At 36.2% G+C, this 20,576-nt stretch carries 18 protein-coding genes; 16 read left to right on the forward strand and 2 right to left on the reverse strand.

Going from position 1 to position 20,576, the window contains the following annotated elements; translation table 11 throughout:
* Positions 1 to 4: 4 nt before the first annotated feature.
* Positions 5 to 922 carry an endonuclease I family protein gene (locus tag HWV59_RS09455; RefSeq protein WP_102233088.1) on the forward strand — a complete coding sequence of 306 codons (918 nt, stop codon included), beginning with the start codon at positions 5 to 7 and terminating at the stop codon, positions 920 to 922.
* An 85-nt stretch (positions 923 to 1,007) separates the two neighbouring features.
* Here the strand turns inward: HWV59_RS09455 and HWV59_RS09460 are convergent, their stop codons facing one another.
* Positions 1,008 to 1,268, reverse strand: coding sequence for a hypothetical protein (locus HWV59_RS09460; RefSeq protein ID WP_102233087.1), 261 nt, complete (start codon positions 1,266 to 1,268; stop codon positions 1,008 to 1,010).
* A gap of 246 nt (positions 1,269 to 1,514) precedes the next feature.
* Between HWV59_RS09460 and HWV59_RS09465 the strand changes: the two genes are divergently transcribed.
* From HWV59_RS09465 to dgoD, 9 genes are all read left to right on the forward strand, one after another.
* Entirely contained in the window at positions 1,515 to 3,281 is a 1,767-nt protein-coding gene (locus HWV59_RS09465; RefSeq protein ID WP_175638704.1) for a sensor histidine kinase, read from the forward strand.
* A complete protein-coding gene (locus HWV59_RS09470; RefSeq protein WP_175638705.1) occupies positions 3,250 to 4,035 on the forward strand; it encodes a response regulator transcription factor in 786 nt (261 codons plus the stop codon). The genes HWV59_RS09465 and HWV59_RS09470 overlap by 32 nt, the downstream gene beginning before the upstream one ends.
* A 114-nt stretch (positions 4,036 to 4,149) precedes the next feature.
* Positions 4,150 to 5,469, forward strand: a complete 1,320-nt coding sequence (locus HWV59_RS09475) for an extracellular solute-binding protein (protein ID WP_175638706.1) — start codon at positions 4,150 to 4,152, stop codon at positions 5,467 to 5,469.
* Between the two features lie 207 nt (positions 5,470 to 5,676).
* Positions 5,677 to 6,555, forward strand: coding sequence for a carbohydrate ABC transporter permease (locus HWV59_RS09480; protein WP_102233084.1), 879 nt, complete (start codon positions 5,677 to 5,679; stop codon positions 6,553 to 6,555).
* Positions 6,556 to 6,573: 18 nt separating this feature from the next.
* Positions 6,574 to 7,470, forward strand: coding sequence for a carbohydrate ABC transporter permease (locus tag HWV59_RS09485; RefSeq protein WP_102233083.1), 897 nt, complete (start codon positions 6,574 to 6,576; stop codon positions 7,468 to 7,470).
* A 71-nt stretch (positions 7,471 to 7,541) separates the two neighbouring features.
* Positions 7,542 to 9,704, forward strand: coding sequence for a glycoside hydrolase family 52 protein (locus HWV59_RS09490; RefSeq protein WP_175638707.1), 2,163 nt, complete (start codon positions 7,542 to 7,544; stop codon positions 9,702 to 9,704).
* Between the two features lie 186 nt (positions 9,705 to 9,890).
* On the forward strand, positions 9,891 to 10,877 hold the full coding sequence (locus tag HWV59_RS09495; protein WP_175638708.1) for a Gfo/Idh/MocA family protein: 987 nt from the start codon (positions 9,891 to 9,893) through the stop codon (positions 10,875 to 10,877).
* A gap of 46 nt (positions 10,878 to 10,923) precedes the next feature.
* Positions 10,924 to 11,559, forward strand: coding sequence for a bifunctional 4-hydroxy-2-oxoglutarate aldolase/2-dehydro-3-deoxy-phosphogluconate aldolase (locus HWV59_RS09500; RefSeq protein WP_102233080.1), 636 nt, complete (start codon positions 10,924 to 10,926; stop codon positions 11,557 to 11,559).
* Positions 11,556 to 12,704 (forward strand): galactonate dehydratase, encoded by a 1,149-nt coding sequence (gene dgoD, locus HWV59_RS09505; protein ID WP_102233079.1) that lies wholly within the window; start codon positions 11,556 to 11,558, stop codon positions 12,702 to 12,704. The genes HWV59_RS09500 and dgoD overlap by 4 nt, the downstream gene beginning before the upstream one ends.
* Before the next feature lie 47 nt (positions 12,705 to 12,751).
* On the opposite strand, the gene HWV59_RS09510 is transcribed toward dgoD, so the two are convergent.
* Positions 12,752 to 13,798, reverse strand: a complete 1,047-nt coding sequence (locus HWV59_RS09510) for a lactonase family protein (RefSeq protein WP_175638709.1) — start codon at positions 13,796 to 13,798, stop codon at positions 12,752 to 12,754.
* Positions 13,799 to 13,934: 136 nt separating this feature from the next.
* Between HWV59_RS09510 and HWV59_RS09515 the strand changes: the two genes are divergently transcribed.
* The 6 genes from HWV59_RS09515 to HWV59_RS09545 all read left to right on the forward strand — a co-directional run bounded on the left by HWV59_RS09515 (position 13,935) and on the right by HWV59_RS09545 (position 20,564).
* On the forward strand, positions 13,935 to 15,650 hold the full coding sequence (locus HWV59_RS09515) for an ABC transporter ATP-binding protein (protein ID WP_175638710.1): 1,716 nt from the start codon (positions 13,935 to 13,937) through the stop codon (positions 15,648 to 15,650).
* 301 nt (positions 15,651 to 15,951) lie between these two features.
* Positions 15,952 to 16,560 carry an acetate uptake transporter gene (locus HWV59_RS09520; RefSeq protein ID WP_102233077.1) on the forward strand — a complete coding sequence of 203 codons (609 nt, stop codon included), beginning with the start codon at positions 15,952 to 15,954 and terminating at the stop codon, positions 16,558 to 16,560.
* A gap of 526 nt (positions 16,561 to 17,086) precedes the next feature.
* Complete coding sequence (gene rocF / locus HWV59_RS09525) at positions 17,087 to 17,992, forward strand: arginase (RefSeq protein ID WP_102231935.1); 906 nt, start codon at positions 17,087 to 17,089, stop codon at positions 17,990 to 17,992.
* A 10-nt stretch (positions 17,993 to 18,002) separates the two neighbouring features.
* A complete protein-coding gene (locus tag HWV59_RS09530; RefSeq protein ID WP_175638711.1) occupies positions 18,003 to 19,202 on the forward strand; it encodes an ornithine--oxo-acid transaminase in 1,200 nt (399 codons plus the stop codon).
* A 767-nt stretch (positions 19,203 to 19,969) separates the two neighbouring features.
* Positions 19,970 to 20,263, forward strand: a complete 294-nt coding sequence (locus HWV59_RS09540) for a WXG100 family type VII secretion target (protein ID WP_026562742.1) — start codon at positions 19,970 to 19,972, stop codon at positions 20,261 to 20,263.
* A 61-nt stretch (positions 20,264 to 20,324) separates the two neighbouring features.
* Positions 20,325 to 20,564: an EsaB/YukD family protein gene (locus HWV59_RS09545; RefSeq protein WP_175638712.1), complete on the forward strand. Its 240-nt coding sequence runs from the start codon at positions 20,325 to 20,327 to the stop codon at positions 20,562 to 20,564.
* The last annotated feature ends 12 nt before the right edge of the window (positions 20,565 to 20,576 follow it).

The raw sequence follows: 20,576 nt of genomic DNA on the forward strand, positions 1-20,576 counted from the left end.
AATCATGGATTATGTAAACCAAAAATTATCACACCAAGAAGCAGATTTAGACTCTGTGTTAGTTGAAGTAAAACATAATAAAATAAGAATTAAAAAAGAAGAAGAGTATTACAATAAAGAAGAGGATCAAAAAATCATCGACCTCTATTATCGAGATATCTCTTTTCAAAACACAAATAAAAAAGAAATGTTTATGCAAATAAGTGAATTGATTACAAACACTCACGAAATTCACCTTCCATACAATTCAACTACTAGAAACTATTTATACTCATGGGCAGACTTACAAATGGATGGAACGTTAAAGAGCATCTATTCTGGAAAAGATAAGGATCCAGAGCAGCTTATAAAAGAGGACTATAAGGCTGAATGGAATAGAGAGGAAGCATATAGTAAGCTATTAAAAATGTCTTCAGGAAATGAAGCTGACATACAGGATACAATCAAGGCCATTGATAAGGAAAATATGTATAATTGTGAGCATGTTGTACCACAATCCTGGTTTGAAAAAGATAACCCTATGCGAGGGGATTTACACCATTTATTTACATGTGAGAAAACATGCAACTCGATAAGATCTAATTATCCATATTATGATTTTACCGACTATTCTCCAGAATTTGAGTTAAAAGGAATAAAATCTGAATGTGGAAAACATGAGGAACAAAAGTTTGAACCTGAAAGTGGAAAAGGGGAAGTAGCACGAGCAACATTATATTTCTTATTGAGATACCCGAATGAAATCAATCGCTATGAACAAAAAGATATTAAATTGCTGCTAAAATGGCATCATGAGTTTCATGTAACAACTCATGAAAAGCATCGTAACAAAGCTATATTTGAAAAGCAGAAGAATAGGAATCCATTAATAGACTTTCCTGAAATTGCCGATAAAATTGATTTTGCTTTGGGATTAAAGTGAATATTTAAGAAATATTGACAAGATGACAGATATATATAGCCAAATAACCTTGTGCAACTAAGCACAAGGTTATTTAAATGGATTATTATTCATTAAATGGTGAACCAGTTGAACTATGCTGGTTAATCCATTCAAGGGATGTTGCTGAAACAGCTTGCCAATCAGGAATTTGTGTTTTATTTTGTTCAACCCAACTCATACAGTATTGGGAATCTATATTATTCTGTTGGCATTGCTCTAGAAAGTCTCTAATGGTTGATTCTGTACAATTTTGCCAGCTCCCACATGTGCTTTTGAAGAGATTTTCCATTTTTATTTGCAGGTTTTGTTCATTATCAGTAAACATCAACATTCTCCTTTAAATAATTAATATAGTAAACAAATTGGAACTTCCCAAAAGACAGTTTGTCCAAAGTTACATTATTTATTACAGTAAATGTAAGTGCATGTCATTATATATGAGGTGTGCTTTTTTTCTAGGAAATATTTGCACTTAGTTTATTCAGTAGATAAAGTGAATCGAGGTATGATAAAGTAAGTAAGTAGGATTTTACTATTTTTATCTTATTCTCTAAAGTTGGGATGGGGTTGAATGTGGATTAGATTAGGTAGATACAATACTTTACGTAATCAAATATTACTAGTTTTTATAACAGTGATGACGATTGTTTTATGTTTTGTTGGAATTATGACTTATTTTATTGTTTCAAAAATATTACAAGATAATGCTGAAAAACAAATACAGCAGACTGCAGTCGAAGCAAACGGAAGGATGGAATCACTTCATCAGCAAATTGACTTATTAACAAGGCAAGTGGCAACAAATTCAATGATACAACAGCTCCTGCAAGATGAATCCCAGGATAAGTTGGCTACCTTTCAACAAAGACAAGCATTAGTTCGGCTTAGTAATGAATACCTAACGTATACAAATGGGATAAATAACTTAGAGATCTATTCTGCTGATAATCGGAAATTAATACCTCTGGATGGGGAAGCTTTACATAAACGGATTAATCAGAGTTGGATTTCAAGAGCAGACAGGGCTGAAGGGAAATTGGTCTGGATTGGACAAGATCCTAAAGAACCTTATTATTACCTTGCTATCAGAAGAGTTAGTTTAATTGACCGCTGGTTTTCAAACGGAGGATATATCGTATTACAAATTAACCCTAATTATTTCGAATTCACTGAGACAAGACTTAACAACGAATATATGATTTTAGTAGATCAAAATAACAAGCAGATTACGAGTAATTATAACGGTGATATATCTCCTATAATAGGAGAAAAAGAAAAAACAATATCATTAAATGGAAACGATTACATGTTAATTAAACAAACATCCTCTATTACAGGATGGACATTGTATATCTTAACTCCAGTTGATGAGGTCATGAGTGGTATTACTGTTTTGAGAGCGGCGATTCTTTTATCAGGTGTTTTTGGCTTTCTCATTTTTGCTTTTTTTGCCGTACTTTTATCTACGATGATTACAAAGCCGATTTTTCGATTAACTAAAACAATGAAAAAGGCTAGTGAGGGTGAACTTACACTGAATCCGGACATTTCTTCAACCATTGAAATTAATAGATTAAATGAATCATATAATCAGCTAGTTGAAAATACGAATCAATTAATCCGAGTTGTATATGAAAAAGAAATACTAAAAAGTCATGCAGAATTAAAAGCTTTGCAATCACAAATAAATCCCCATTTTTTATTCAACACATTAGATGCTATGTATTGGTCGTTAGATGAAAAGGGGGAAGATGAGCTGGCAGAAACAGTATTAGCCATGTCAGAATTATTTCGGTATACCATTAGTAATTATAATCAAGATGAGTGGGTAACCATTAGACAGGAAGTTGAGCATGTTGAGTTGTATATGCAGCTCATGAAAATGCGCTTTGGAGAACGATTTACATGGACCGTAAGTATCCCGGCAGAGCTGGAATCTGTGCCCATTCCTAAATTGCTGATTCAGCCGATTGTCGAGAATGCCATTTTACATGGAGTTGGTAATAAGGTTGGACAGGGTTTTGTAAATGTAATTGTGGAGTTATCATCAAATCAAGGCTTTGTCATGATTTCTATCGTTGATACAGGTCCTGGTATGGAAACTGAAAAAATAAATAAAATTAAAAGCTTGCTAGACACAGGAAAAGTATCATCATTAAAAGGGAATGGTATGGCACTTGGAAATGTGAATAAACGGTTAAATCTTTACTATAGACAGCATGAATTAAATGGAATTAACATTTCAAGCAAGGTGAACGAAGGAACTTGTGTGTCATTTGAAATTCCGATAAATAGGAGTGTGTTATATGCTGAAAAAAACGATTTTAATCGTGGATGATGAACCTAAAACACGTCAGGGACTAAAAAAAACACTTGAGGATTGGGCAAATGGTCGGTTTGATGTTATCAGCACAGATGGAGCGTCAGCAGCAATAGATATATTAATGCAAAGAGAGATTCATATTTTAATCACAGATATTTCAATGCCTGAAATGAATGGAATCGACATGCTTAAACGACTCCAGGAACAAAAGCAATTCCCTGTTGTGATTATTATCTCGGCATACTCCGAATTTGATTATGCCCAGGAAGCCATTCAATTAGGTGTGTTAAATTATCTATTAAAACCATTAAGTAAAAAGAAATTGGTTGAAACAATTGAAAAAGCTGTTGAAGTTCAAAAGAAACGTGAAAGAGAAGGAAAACTAACGAAGATTATTGATGAAAGATTAGTAGATGTAAAGGTAGAGGAAAAGCAGGATGACTCCTATATCCAGAAAGCCATGAATTATGTTGACCAACATCTTAATGAGCAACTTTCATTGAAAGAGGTCGCTGCCTTTGTTCACTTGAATTCTAGTTACTTTAGTGTACTTTTTAAGGATCAAACAAAAATGACTTTTAGCGAATATGTAACGAGAAGTCGCCTGCAAAGGGCAAAAAACCTTCTAATCGGGACAAATATGGCTGTATCAGACATTGCAGAAGCCGTCGGATATACTACAGCCAAATATTTTATTAAGATTTTTAAAGAATATGAAGGACAAACCCCGAGTAAATATCGCAAAACTTCGATGATAAAGGATATCTAAAAAATGTGGAATTTTCCCCAACCAGCGTTACCTTATTCATCAGATGAAACGTTGATATAATAACATTGTAAGCGTTTAACGAAAAAGACAACAAAAGAAAAAGGGGGAAATTTTATGTTGAAAAAGAAAGCGATATCACTATTTTTTGTCCTAACAATGATTGTAGGGCTCGCATTAACAGGCTGCTCAAATTCAAGCTCAGGAGAGTCAAGTGAAGGAAGTTCTGGTGGAGACGATATCACAGTAAAGCTAATGCATCTTTGGCCTTCAGGGAGCTCTAAGCAACATAATATGATCGTGAATGAGATTGCAGCAGAATATGAGGAAGCAAATCCAGGAGTGAAAATTGAACAAGAAATTTTAAGTAATGAGCAGTACAAGGAAAAGTTGAAAGTGTTATCAGCATCAAATGAGTTACCTGATGTCGGTATGACATGGGCAGCAGGCTTCTTAGACCCATACGTAAAAGGAAATAAATTTGCACCGCTTGATGATATCTTAGATGGTGGCTTAAAAGATTCATTTATCTCAGGTACAACCGAAGCGTATGCAGTTGATGGAAAAACATACGGTTTACCACTTGAACTAAACATAGCACCAGTTTATTACAACAAGAAAATTTTTGAAAAATATAATCTAGAAGTGCCAGAAACATATGAAGACTTTAAAAGCGTTGTGAAAACTCTTGCAGACAATGGAGTGACACCAATTACATTAGGAAACAAAGATCGTTGGACAGGATCATTATGGTATATGTATTTGGCAGATCGTCTAGGTGGTCCGGAAACATTAACAAATGCTATCAATCGCTCAGGTTCTTTTGAAGATCCAGCATTAGTAAAGGCTGCTGAAGAAATTCAAAATCTAGTTGGTATGGACGCTTTTGTAAAGGGTTTCAATGGTCTATCTAATGATGAAGCAAAAGGTCCATTTATGAATGAACAAGCAGCAATGTACTTAATGGGTTCATGGGAGTTACCAAACTATACAACAAATGAAGATGTTCCACAGGAATTCAGAGATTCAATCGGATTCTTTAAGTTCCCGACTGTTGAAGGTGGAAAAGGTGACATAAATAGCTTTGTAGGTGGTCCAGGAGTAGGGTTATTCGTATCTGAAGATTCAAAGGTGAAAGAAGAGGCGAAAAAATTCGTAGAATTCTTTGTACAAAAATGGGGTGAGCGTTCAGTAACAGACGCTGGTGTTATCCCGGCAACAAAAGTTGATACAGCTTCTGTTGATTTACCGCAAATGTACATTGATGTATTAGATGAGCTAAGCAATGCAAGCAATATTACATTATATGCTGATGTTCAAATGAGTGCATCTGTTGCCGAAGAGCATTTAAATATGATTCAAGCATTATTTGGTGGAGAAGTGAAACCAGAAGAATTTGCGAAAACACACGAAGAAGCCCTTGCTAGTGAGGAGTAAGCTAACTGATTTTTGGAGCATGTGAAGTGAAAAGGACATATCAACATTGATCGATATGTCCTTTTTTATACCCAAATCACCTCAAAATTAGTGATATCTTCCAAATTTAAACTTCAAATTTCATTTTATCAAAATATAAATAAAGGGATTTTAATCCTCTGATTACTTCTGTCAACACAACCTTCTAAAAAAGAAAGGTGAGGAACCATGGATAAAGTGATGTCTAATAAATTAGTAATTGCACTATATGTTTTACCTGCTCTGCTACTCATATTGGTATTAATCTATGTGCCAATTGCTTTAACTGGTTATTATGGATTAATGAAATGGGATGGGATAGGTGAAATGACCTTTATCGGTCTCGAAAATTATACCAATCTACTAACAGATAAAGAGTTTTGGGCTAGTGCTTATCATTCCTTTTTACTAGCTGTTTTTTCAGCATTAAGTTTAGTTGGGTATCTAGTGATTTCTGTAGTCCTAGCAGGGAAGATTAAAGGAGCAAATTTTTTAAGAAAAATTTATCTCATTCCAATGTTACTTTCCTCAGTTGCAATTGCTCAGCTTTGGCTAAAAATCTATCATCCTTCTAATGGATTAGTGAACAGTTTACTTATGTCAATGGGTGTAGACAACCCGCCTGCATGGCTTGCAGAACCTAAATACGTGCTTGGTGCAATTTTTGTTCCGATTATTTGGCAATATGCAGGATTTTATATCTTAATCTATTATGCAGCATTAAAAAATATCCCGGAGTCTCTTATTGAGGCTGCCAGAATTGATGGGGCGAATGCTTTTCAAATTGCCTATAAAATTAAAGTTCCACTTATTGCTGGGGTAATAAAGGTAACAATTGTGTTAGCGATTGTTGGTTCGTTAAAATATTTTGATCTTATCTACGTTATGACTGGCGGAGGACCAAACGGGTCAAGTGAGGTTATGGCATCCTATATGTACCAAAAGGCATTTGGAACATATGACTTTGGTTATGGTAGTGCTGTTGGATTCTTCTTGCTGCTTATATGTCTTGTTGTAACTTGGATTATCCGAAAATTAACTGCTACTGGCGAAGAGATTCAGTATTAAGAAAGGAGCAGAATTCCCATGAGTATAGAAGTTAAACAACAAACAAACGCAAGTGTCACTGCCTCTACCAAAAAATCAGAAAGATTAATAGGGAAGCGAATTGGATATGGATTACTATATCTCGTTCTTGCAGTGATTGCTGTCTTTCAAGTATATCCCCTCATTTGGTTATTCTTCTTTTCATTAAAAGATAACCAAGAAGTATTTAGCAATTCTCCATTTGCTCTCCCGACAAATCCAAAATGGGAGAATTACACAACTGTTTGGACAGAGGGGAATATTAGTTTATATTTCTTTAATAGTGTTTGGATTACAGTTGTAGCGGTTGTTCTAACGGTTCTTTTAGCAAGCTTCGTTACATTTGCTATTACGAGAATGAAATGGAAGTTAAATAAATTGGTTTTGGGTTTATTTATGGTAGGGTTAATGATTCCTGTTCACTCAACACTAATTCCACTTTTTGACTTTTTCTTGAAGCTTAATTTAATCGATCATCCATTGTCTGTTGTATTATCCTATATAGCTTTTAACCTGCCAATTACGATTATGATTTTGTTAGGCTTTTATTATACATTACCACGTGAGGTAGAAGAGGCAGCGGTTATAGACGGTTGTTCGATTCATCGTATATTCTTTCAAATTACATTACCAATGACTGTTCCCGTTTTATCAACTACTGTCATTATTAATATGATATACAACTGGAATGAATTTATATTTATCAACACATTCATTAGTTCTGATAAATATAAAACATTAACCGTAGGAATACAGAACTTTATCGGTCAATATATGACAGAGTGGGGCGCAATCGGTGCAACGCTTATGATCAGTATTATTCCAATTCTAATTGCTTTCTTCTTCTTTAGTAATCGTATTGTAGAAGGAATAGCTGCCGGATCTGTAAAGGGATAATTCGAATAATGGAAGGATGTAAGAGACGATCTAATCTTACATCCTTTACTATCTAAGAAAGTAGGGGTCGTATGCCAAAAAATAAATTTTTCAACGCACATCATTCACCAATTGGTTCTTTTTCCAGTTTTACTTTAGGTTTTCCGGGAAGTGGAGGTGGACTTGACCTCGAATTAGGACGATCTCCACGAAAAAGTGTATTTATTGGTGTTGAATCGAGTAATAAAGAGGGATTGTACGAAGCTCTACCGTTCTTTGATGTTGGTGATGATGAAAGCAAGCGCTATGATATCGAAAATCCTGATCCGGATCAAAATAAGCCGAAAATCATTTTCCCTTTCCCTAAAAGTGATGTAACCCGTGAATTTAAGCTCGGAACGGACACTTGGAAAGCGGGAGATATTACATTTGCGTTGTATTCTCAGGCTCAATCTGTACCGGATCCACAAACAGCCACAGATGAAGAGATGAAGTTAACCATTGTACCAGCTATTATTGCAGAACTAACAATTGATAATACAAAGGGAACAAAAACAAGGCGTGCGTTTTTTGGATACGAAGGAAATGATCCATATAGCTCGATGCGACGCTTAGATGATACATGTGAAGGTTTGTCAGGAGTTGGTCAGGGTCGAATAACTGGCATTGTGTCTGCAAATCCTGACGTAAGATCAGCGATGCATTTTAGTATGGAGAATATTTTAACAACACCATTTGAGGAAAATTGGACATTTGGATTAGGGCCGATAGGGGCGATGATAATGGATGTACCAGCAGGGGTGAGCCGAACATATCAATTCGCCATTTGCTTCCATCGTGCCGGATTCGTAACAGCAGGGCTTGATGCTTCTTATTATTATACAAAATATTTCTCAAACATTGAGTCGGTAGCAGCATATGCTCTAGAAAATGCAGCAGCTATTATTGATCGTGCGAAAAAAGCAAACAAATTAATTGAAAATGCCTCACATTTATCAGAAGATCAACGGTTTATGATGGCTCATTCCATCCGCAGCTACTATGGGTGTACACAGTTTCTTGAAACAGATGGTCAGCCGTTTTGGATTGTAAACGAAGGTGAATATCGCATGATGAATACCTTTGATTTAACGGTGGATCAGCTGTTTTTTGAAATGAAAATGAATCCATGGACAGTGAAAAATGAGCTGGACATGTTTGTGAAACGTTTTAGTTATAAAGACAATGTGCGATTTCCAAATGATGAAAAAGAGTATCCGGGAGGCATTAGCTTTACACATGATATGGGGGTAGCTAACACCATCTCGCGTCCACATTTTTCTTCCTACGAACTATATGGATTAGATGGATGCTTCTCACATATGACACATGAACAACTTGTGAATTGGATCTTATGTGCTGCTGTATATGTGGAACAAACAAAGGATACAGAATGGTTGCAAAAAAATATGGAGATCCTGACCAATTGTTTTGAAAGTTTGCTAAATCGTGACCATCCAAATCCTGAAGAACGTAACGGAATAATGGGTCTTGATTCAACACGTGTGATGGGTGGTGCTGAAATTACAACATATGACAGTTTAGACGTATCACTAGGTCAAGCTAGAAATAACATTTATATGGCAGGGAAATGCTGGGCATCATATGTTGCGTTAGAAAAAATCTTTTCCGAAAATGGAAAAGATGACCTTGCAAAGCAATCAGGAGAACAGGCAGAGAAATGTGCCGCAACTCTTGTTGGGTATGTAACAGAAGAGGGCTATATTCCGGCTGTTGTTGGTGAAAACAATGATTCAAAAATTATTCCTGCTATTGAAGGATTAATCTTCCCATATTTCACAAACTGTGAAGAAGCTCTTGATTCAAATGGACGCTTTGGTGCCTATATTCAAGCGCTTGAAAAACATTTAAAAACCGTCTTAGTTGAGGGTGTATGTTTATTTGCAGATGGTGGCTGGAAAATCTCATCAACAAGTAATAACTCCTGGCTAAGTAAAATCTATCTAAGTCAATTTATAACTCGTAAACTATTAGGTTGGAAATGGAATGAAGAAGGGGCGAAAGCAGATGCTGCCCATGTTGAATGGCTAACACATCCTACCCTGTCTATTTGGAGCTGGAGTGATCAAATTATTTCAGGTGAAATATCTGGAAGTAAGTATTATCCAAGAGGAGTTACGAGTATATTATGGCTAGAGGAACAGGCGGAAAATCTTTCAAAGGCGGAAAAAGAAGAGGTATGTAGTGAAGCTTAATTGAATAGATAAATGATTAAAGCTGACTTTTATATGGTCAGCTTTATTTGTGTGGAAAAAGTAGCATTTAAAAATAAAATGAATTTCTTAAAAGGTCCATTACAATTTAAATAGTATTAATAATGTAAGGGCTTTCGAAATAAGGTAAACTAGGAGAAATAATATTTTATATTAGGGAGGATGGCTATGATGCTAAATGTAGGGATTATTGGTACAGGTTGGTTCAGTGGAATTCATGCAAAAATATTGACGAAAATGGATGGTGTACAAATAAAGGCCATTTGTGGGACAAGCAAGGAGAAAGCTGAAAAGTTTGCTTTGGAGTTTAATGATGTAAAGGGCTATAGTTCTGTTGTTGACATGCTTGATAGTGAAAAACTTGATGCAGTTTATATTTGCGTTCCGCCATTTGCCCATGGTGATATAGAAATAGAATTACTAAATCGAGAGATTCCTTTTTTAGTTGAAAAACCATTAGGGGTTAATCTGGAAATCCCTACTGATATTCTTTCAAAGCTCCAGGATCATTCACTCATTACATCTGTTGGCTATCACTTTCGTTACCGTGACTCAATTGCTTTATTAAAAAAAGAACTGGAAAGCAGTACACTTGGAATTGTGACAGGTGGATGGATGGGATCTATGCCTTTAGTTCCTTGGTGGCGTAACCAAAATACTTCAGGAGGTCAATTTATAGAACAAACAACTCACCTAGTTGATTTATTACGCTACACAGTAGGAGAAGTTCAAGAAGTTTACTCTTCATTCGGAAATAGGTCTCTGTCAAAACAACATGAAAATGTGTCTGTACATGATGTAGGTACTGTTACACTAAAATTTAATAATGGAGTCATTGCCAACCTTTCTAATACCTGTATCTTACCAGAGGGAGATTCTAAGGTTGGAATAGACTTTTATACAAATAAAGGAATGTTGCATGTAGGTTTTGAAGGTTTAGATATTTCAAAAAAAGGAACAACATCAACCTTTAGAGATACGAGTAACCCATATGAAAAGGAAAACTTGGCATTTATCCACGCAGTTAAAACAGGGGATTGTTCAATGATTCTTTCAGACTATCAGGATGCATATAAAACACATCATGTAACAGTTGCAGCAGGGCATTCTTCTGAAAAGGGGATACCGATTATATTAAATGAGTATTTAGCATAGAAAGATAGTTTGTTTAACTTAATTAAAAAATGGGGTGAACCACAGCATGTCAACGTTAAATAGAATACTAGAAAATAAATTAATTGCTATTATCCGTGGGGCTAATCCAAATGATGTGATGAAATTGACACAGGCTCTTTTGGAAGGCGGAGTGACAACGATTGAAGTAACGATGAACTCTCCGAAAGCTTTGTCAGTTATTGAAAACATAACCAATGAATTTGGTGAACAAGTATTAGTTGGAGCCGGAACTGTATTGGATGCTGAATCAGCTAGACATGCAATAGTTGCGGGAGCTAGATTTATCCTTTCTCCTACAGTAAACATTGATACGATTAAATTAACCAAGCGGTATGGCGCTGTAAGTATTCCGGGGGCATTTACTCCGACGGAAATTCTATCAGCCTATGAAAATGGCGGAGACATCATAAAAGTCTTCCCAGGTATACTTGGTCCTAGTTACATAAAGGATATTTCTGGTCCACTCCCGCAAATTCCTCTATTACCTACTGGAGGGGTTAACCTTGAAAATATAAACACATTTTTTAAAGCTGGAGCGGTAGGCTGTGGAATTGGAAGTGCCCTTGTTAATTCAAACCACGAAGTAACTGATGAGTACATAAAACAGCTTACTTTAAAAGCTAAACAGTTTGTTTCAAAAATTAAGGAGGGATTAGAATGAAAATTACGGGATATGAGTTGTTTAAAGTTCCCCCTCGTTGGTTATTTCTGAAGGTTATGACAGATGAGGGAATTATTGGGTGGGGAGAGCCTGTTATTGAGGGGAAGGCAGCGACAGTTGAAACGGCTGTGAAAGAACTAATGGAGGGGTTAATTGGCAAAGATCCACAGCGTATTGAAGATCATTGGAATATGATGTACCGTTCAGGCTTTTACCGTGGCGGCCCAATATTAATGAGTGCGATTGCTGGAATAGATCAAGCTTTATGGGACATAAAAGGGAAATATTTCGAAGCACCGGTTTATGAGCTATTAGGTGGTGCTTGCAGAGATTCGATTCGAGTATACTCATGGATTGGTGGAGATCGGCCGGCAGATGTTGGGATTGCTGCACGAGAAGCTGTTGAGTCAGGATTTACAGCTGTTAAAATGAATGGAACAGAAGAGCTTCAAATCATTGATTCTTATGAAAAAATTGATCAAGCTATCGAACGAATTGCTGCAGTCCGTGAAGCTGTAGGTCCTTATATCGGAATAGGAATTGATTTTCATGGACGTGTTCACAAACCAATGGCCAAAATACTAGCTAAAGAATTAGAAGCATTTAGACCAATGTTCATTGAAGAACCTGTTTTATCTGAGAACAACGAAGCATTAAGAGAAATTGCTCATGCCACAAATATTCCGATTGCAACAGGTGAGAGAATGTTTTCAAGATGGGATTATAAACAGTTATTTCACGATGGGTATGTTGATATCATTCAACCGGATTTGTCACATGCTGGCGGAATTACCGAATGTAAAAAAATTATTTCAATGGCAGAGGCTTATGATGTCGCGGCAGCTCCACACTGTCCTTTAGGTCCAATCGCATTAGCTGCTTGTCTACAAGTAGATGCAACCTGTCATAATGCATTTATCCAAGAGCAAAGTCTAGGTATCCATTATAATCAAGGAAGTGATCTGTTAGATTATATTGTTGAGAAAAATGTATTTGAATATAAAGATGGCTATGTGAAAATACCAAGTGGACATGGATTAGGAATTGAGATTGATGAAGATCATGTTAGAAAGCTTAGCAATATAGGACATAACTGGAAAAACCCTGTTTGGCGACATAGAGACGGAAGTATCGCTGAGTGGTAATGATCATATAAACAAAAGGATGAGCGTTGTCGCTCATCCTTTTAATTTTATACATTCAAGAACTTCACACAAACAGGATCAGGAACAGATATTTTTGAATCTAGTAAAGTTAATTTTCCTGTTTCTGCATCACGTGCATAAAGAACAAGATTACTGCTTTCTTGATTTGACGCTACAACGAATTTTTCTGTTGGATCAAGTACAAAATCGCGTGGCCAGTTTCCTTCTGTTGATGTGTATTCGATGAATGTCAGTTCACCGCTTTCTGAATTTACACTGTAAAGCGCAATGCTGTCATGTCCACGATTGCCTGCATAAACAAAGCGGCCGTCAGAAGAAATATGAATCGCACTTCCCTGACTGTTTTCGGTAAAATCCTCTGGAATTGTTGGGATGTATTGAAGCTCTGTAAATACTCCTGTTTCTGAATTATAGCTTAATGCAATCACTTCATTGCTAAGCTCTGTCATAACATAAGCAAACTTACCATTTGGATGGAAGGTAATATGTCTTGGCCCGCTGCCAGCTTTTACTAGCAATGTGTGTGCTTCTTCTAATCGGCCATTTTCAATTTTATATGTAATGACTTTATCAATTCCTAAGTCAACAGCCACAACAAATTTTTCATCAGGTGTAAAGCCTGAAAAGTGAGTATGAGGCTTTTCTTGTCGTTCGTGTGGACCTTGACCGGTATGCTCAACAACCGCAACAGCTGAAGAGACAGAACCACCTTCATCTACTAAAAATGATTCCACTGTTCCTTTATGATAGTTTGCTGTCACAACTTGCTTGTTTTGATGATCTACACTCACATGACATGGAGAAGCACCATCAAGTAATGTACGGTTGATCTCAGAAAGGTCACCGGTTTCCTGATTGATAGAGTAGGAAGCAACTCCACCTTGATTTCCTTCTTTTACAACAGCATAAAGATTTTTATTATCATTGTTTACGCAAATGTATGTAGGGTTGTCCAACTCTGCTACAGGTTTAACATCTCCAAGCTTTGCAGCCTCTGTGTCAAGTGTGAAGCTGTAGACTCCTTTACTATCACCTTTTGTGTATGTACCGATAAAACCGATTAGTTTTGACAAGAGAATTTCTCCTTTCAATTTGTAATACCTTACATTATATCGTTAGATTATTGGAAACAACAACATTTTGATATGGCTATTTGTTTAAATATGCTACTATAATAGTATTTATATGGAATAGAAAAGGAGAAGAAGAATGCTAAAGCGGTTTTTTTCATATTATACCCCTCATAAAAAGCTTTTTATTATGGACTTTAGCAGTGCGATCATCGTAGCTCTATTAGAGTTAGCCTTTCCGCTTGCAGTTCAATGGTTTATAGATTCTTTATTACCAACTGAAAACTGGTCAGCAATCGTATCTGTAAGTATTACGCTATTAGTTTTATATATTTTAAGTACATTTTTGCAGTATATCGTCAATTACTGGGGACATATGCTAGGAATAAATATTGAAACAGATATGAGAAAACAGCTGTTTCAGCATGTACAAAAGCAGTCATTTAAGTTTTTTGACAATACGAAGACAGGAAATATTATGAGTCGTATTACAAATGATTTAATGGATATCGGTGAGCTTGCCCACCATGGTCCTGAGGATTTATTTATATCTATTATGACGTTTGTTGGTGCGTTTTGGATTATGTTCACAGTTAATGTCAAGTTGGCATTAGTAGCACTTATTATTTTACCGTTTTTAGCTTGGTTAATTGTCGTAAGTAACTTGAAGATGAATAAAGCTTGGAAAAAAATGTACGGTGAAATCGCAGATGTAAATGCTCGTGTAGAAGACAGTGTTTCGGGTGTGCGAGTAGTTCAATCTTTTACAAATGAAAGCTTTGAAAACAAACGTTTTTCTGTGAATAATATGAAATTCCGTAAAGCTAAGCTAGGTGGATATAAAGTAATGTCCTTTAGCTTATCAGGAATTTATATGATGACACGATTTGTCACACTTGCAGTTCTCGTTGTAGGGGCATGGCTAAGCTATACAGGACAGCTTACTTACGGTGAGTTAGTTGGATTTGTCTTGTATATTAATGTACTCTTTAAGCCCATTGATAAAATTAGTGCTTTAATGGAACTTTATCCAAAAGGAATGGCCGGATTTAAACGATTTACTGAGCTGCTTGATATGGATCCGGATGTTCAAGATGTAAAAGATGCTGTTGAAGTTCAAACACTCCGTGGAGATATTACATTTAATGATGTAACATTTGGTTATGATGAACATAAACAGGTATTGAATGGAATTGACTTGTCTATTTCAGCAGGTGAAACAATTGCTTTTGTTGGACCATCTGGTGCTGGAAAAACAACAATCTGTACCCTGATTCCTCGTTTTTACGATGTTGACAATGGTTCAATTAAAATTGATGGAATTGATGTACGTAATATGACAAAACAATCACTTCGTTCTCAAATTGGAATTGTGCAGCAGGATGTTTTCCTTTTTACAGGCACATTAAGAGAAAATATTGCGTACGGAAAACTGGGTGCAACACAGGAGGAAATAGAGGAAGCTGCTAAAAGAGCTCATTTAGAAAGTTTTATTGAATCACTTCCATTTGGCTATGACACCCAAATTGGTGAACGTGGCTTAAAGTTATCAGGAGGACAAAAGCAACGTATTGCAATAGCAAGAATGTTTTTGAAAAATCCACCGATTTTAATATTAGATGAGGCCACATCAGCGTTGGATACAGAAACAGAACTTATTATCCAGCAAGCCTTAACAGAGTTATCACAAAACCGGACAACACTTGTTATTGCACATCGTCTTGCAACTATTCGAAACGCAGACCGTATCGTCGTTGTGACAGAGGATGGAATTGCTGAACAAGGAAAGCATGATGAATTAATTGAACAAGGTGGAATCTTTGCCAACCTTCATCGTGTCCAATATCAGAGGTAATAAAGAAGGTGGGACAGAGATGTTCCATCTTTTTTAGTAGTTGGGTAAGAATGATTGTTTAGATACTACAAGATTATTATTAATATGGCTAGAAAAACTTCCAATCACAAAAAAATATTAGGCTTGCAAAAAACTGTCAACCACTCAAATAAGTTTTTTAGTGGTTGCGATTACATCATATATGTACCAAGGAGCCGCCATTGCCATTGTATTTTTTAAATAATCCGACTTCTATAAAACAGATTGACACGGATTCCTCAGTTCTGTATTTTATATAAGTATGTCTTTTTAGGAGGAATTTATGAATAATCATCAAGTAAAAATTACAACGGCAGATCCATCAGCGCTTGGGTTATTTGGATTAGCAATGGTGACTCTTGTGGCGTCATCACAAAAATTAGGGATTACAGACGGCTTATCGTTTATTTTACCTTGGGCGTTCTTTTTAGGTGGACTAGCCCAACTGTTTGCCTGTGTTCAAGATGCTAAGCACAATAATATTTTTGGTACCACAGCATTTGGTGCATTTGGGTTATTCTGGTTCGGTGTTGGTATGTCCTGGTTGATCCAACTAGGTGCTTTTGGAGAGAACTTAGCGGCAAATGTTGATCCGAAGCAACTTGGTGTTGCGTTTATCGGTTATTTGATTTTTAGTGTATATATGACGATTGGTGCAATGGAAACTCATAAAGTATTATTCTTTATTTTTGTTTTTATCGATTTCTTATTCATTGGGTTATCATTAAGCACATTTGGCATTATGCACGAAGCGACTCATATGCTGGCAGCTGTATCTGAGTTAATCATTGCATTGCTTTCTTTCTATGGATCTGCAGCAGTTGTTTTAAATACACATTTTGGACAGGTTGTTTTACCAATTGGTAAGCCATTTGGTGTTTTTAAGAAGTAAGAAGAAGAGGCTAACGCGTAGTTAGTCTCTTTTTTAATGGTGTTTTCGCATACTTTGTTGTTTATGATACAGTGAAAAGTTAAAAATTAGACCGTTCCATTTCGCTGCAGTCACTCCATGCGCCGGGGAGGAAGCTGAGCCTCCCGGCTGGCCTGCGGGGTCTCAGCCTTTCCTCACTTCCCGCAGGAGTCGAGTGACTTCCGCTTCATTCCAATATAGAGTTAAATTATTTTAAAAGCAACAAACTTTGCGATATCAGACATAAATGAAAAATTACGATTTAAAATTTTGCTTTAAGAAAAAAATATTTGAAAACAAAATGGGAAACGTATTATTTTTTTGTGCTTGGTTAGTTATATTAAAAAAACTAATGTTTAATTGAATTCCTTGAAAATAAACAAGTATTTAATAAATTTTAAATATTAATATATTAATTTCTGTATGAATATGAATAAATATACGCAACTGTGTCGAGTTGAGTCATCATTCACCTCTCATTTACAATGAGAAAAAGGGGGAGTGGGTTATGAAAAAGCATATAACAATCATTGGGGCTCCTATGGATTTAGGGCAATCCAGAAGAGGAGTTGACATGGGGCCGAGTGCAATTCGCTATGCGGGTGTTGTAGAGCGTTTAGAAATGCTAGATTATAAGATTCACGATAAAGGGGATATTCAAATTGGCAGACCAGGAAGGGAAGAGGAAACTTCTGCCGGGAATAATTTGAAATATTTAAATGCTGTTTCAAAGGCTAGTCAAAAATTAGCAGAAGCAGTAGATGAAGTTGTAAATAAGGGGTCATTTCCACTCGTATTTGGTGGTGACCACAGTATTGCCATAGGGACACTTGCTGGTATTTCTAAGCATTATCAGAATTTAGGTGTCATTTGGTATGACGCCCATGGAGATTTAAATACTGGTGAAACTTCACCTTCAGGAAATATACATGGTATGCCGTTGGCGGTAAGTCTTGGAATTGGACATCAGGATTTAACAACAATTGCAGGGTACACGGGAAAAATAAAGCCGGAGAATATTGTCATTATTGGTGCACGTTCATTAGATGAAGGAGAAAAACTACTTATCCATGAAAAAGGAATTAAAGTGTACACAATGCATGAAATCGATCGACTCGGGATGACAAAGGTAATGGAAGATGCGATCGCTTACTTAAAAAATAAAACTGATGGTGTTCATTTATCTCTTGATTTAGACGGACTTGATCCGAGTGATGCACCTGGTGTAGGGACTCCGGTTTTAGGAGGAATTAGTTACAGAGAAAGCCATTTAGCAATGGAAATTTTAGAAGAATCAAAAATGATTACGTCAGCTGAATTTGTTGAGGTAAATCCGATATTGGATGAAAAGAATAAAACAGCAGAAGTAGCAGTTGCGTTAATGGGGTCGTTATTTGGGGAAAAGCTTCTATAAGATAGGAGGAATGAAATTGAAAACAACATCAGAACAAGTCATTGATCAAACAGAGCAATACGGGGCAAAAAATTATCACCCCTTACCAATTGTTATTTCCAAGGCAGAGGGAATTTGGGTTGAGGACCCTGAAGGAAATCGTTATATGGATATGTTAAGTGCTTATTCTGCAGTAAACCAGGGACATCGACATCCAAAGATTATTCAAGCCTTAAAAGATCAGGCTGATAAAGTGACCTTAACATCGCGAGCTTTTCATAATGATCAATTAGGTCCGTGGTATGAACGAATTACCAGCCTTACAAAAAAGGAAATGGCACTTCCGATGAATACTGGAGCGGAAGCTGTAGAAACTGCTGTCAAAGCAATAAGACGATGGGGTTATCAAGTGAAAGGGATCTTAAAAAACCAAGCGGAGATTATTGCATGTGAAGGGAATTTCCATGGTCGAACAATGACAGCTGTCTCCCTTTCTTCTGATGAAGAATATCGAAAAGGCTTCGGCCCTATGTTACCTGGTATTAAGCTCATACCTTATGGAGACATTGAGGCTTTAAAGGCAGCGATTACACAGAATACAGCTGGTTTTCTTTTTGAACCAATTCAAGGAGAGGCGGGAATTAATATACCTCCAACAGGCTTTATCAAGGAAGCCTTTGATTTATGCAAGGCAAATAATATATTATTTGTTGCTGATGAAATTCAAGCAGGTTTAGGTCGATCAGGAAAATTATTTGCCTGTGATTGGGAAGGTGTAATACCTGATATGTATATTTTAGGCAAAGCACTGGGTGGCGGTGTGTTTCCAATATCATGTGTGGTAGCTAACCGTGATGTTCTTGGCGTTTTTAACCCTGGCTCTCATGGATCAACATTTGGAGGTAACCCATTAGCCTGTGCGGTCTCACTTGCTTCACTCGAGGTTATTGAAGAAGAAAAATTAATAGAGCGCTCTTTGGAATTAGGTACTTATTTTATGGAACAATTGAAGGAAATAAACAACCCGGTTATTAAGGAGATTAGAGGAAGAGGACTTTTTATCGGAGTTGAACTAACTGAACCTGCTCGCGGCTATTGTGAAAAGTTAAAAGAACAGGGATTACTATGTAAAGAAACACATGATATGGTCATCCGCTTTGCACCTCCACTAGTCATTACAAAAGCGGAGCTTGATTGGGCGATTGAAAGAATTAAACAGGTATTGGCATAATTAAATCATCACAATTTCCAGGGGATAGTCTGCAAATGCCAAATTTAGGAATGTCCCTATTTTTCTTACTATCTATGACGATAAAATAAATTGACACATTCTAATTGAAGTATCATACTGCAATTAATCTTTTTAATGAGAGGGATCACATTATTAAATGAAAATTATTCACCATTCCTATAAAAGAAGAGGTCAGATTGAGTTTCTATTTGAAGAGTTTCCCCATTCTAATGTAGTGTTTTCCCCCATAAAAAACTACTATTTTATAAGAACTGTTCGGTGGAATAGGGAAGACCCAGTTGTCACACGTAGAGATCTGGAAAGAATGGAACTTGTAGTAAATGAGTTTTTAGAATGTATTAACTTCTATAAGCAGCGTAAAGCTTATAAAAGTTTAGCTGATTTTGCAACAGAGGTATAAAGTTGTGTATTTCACCGTGAGACTAGATGAAAGAGGATCTAGTCTTTTTTTTTATTGCTAAAAAACAGCTGTGTATTAATGCCTATTACCCTCTAATGTTTCTATACCTTAATTCCTGAATTTTCTTTAGGGAATTTATGAAAATATTACCGTAGACTTTAAAAATATTAGGAAAAAAGTTTCCTTTTTATTTACATTTTAGTTTAAACCTGTATTTATGTGGGTAGATATGATATTGGTATATAGTAGAAATTTTACAGGATATGTTTTTCTATCCAATTGATTTCCGGGTACTCACAATTATATAGATGAATACCGAAATATTAAGTTTAAGGAGAGGAAGTAAATGTCTGGAATTATTCGTGTTACCCCTGCAGAGTTAGTAAGCATGGCCAACCGTTACTCTAGTGAAAGCAGCCAAGTTGGAGAGCAAGTTTCTCGTCTTGATACAATGATCCGCGAGCTTGAAGGTATGTGGGAAGGTGAATCAAGCAGAGCGTTCAGTGAACAATACCAATCTTTAAGACCTTCATTTATTCAAATGCAACAGCTTCTTGAGGATATCTCAACTCAACTTAACAGCACATCTAAAGCACTTGAAGATGCTGATCAGCAAATTGCAAGTCAAATTAGAGGGTAAGCAATAAGAAAGCAGGGGCGCTCTTTCTAAAGACGCGCTCCTTCCTTATGAGGTGATTTGAATGTACATAGAAATTACAATTGATCTAAAAAACTACCAACAAGACAGCTTTGATATCAGACTATCTAATTACCATTCTGTTAAAAAATTAATTGATATCGTTTGGCAAGCAAAAAGTATGGCAGAGCCGCCAAGACAAGGTGCTTGGATAAGAGTTGTTAATAAACAGAAGGTTATACAAGGAACAGAGCGACTCCTGGATGCAGGTATACGAACAGGAGACAGAATTGAAATTCTATAAAGGAGAAATAGG

Source organism: Metabacillus schmidteae, assembly GCF_903166545.1.
Classification (GTDB): Bacteria; Bacillota; Bacilli; order Bacillales; family Bacillaceae; genus Metabacillus; species Metabacillus schmidteae.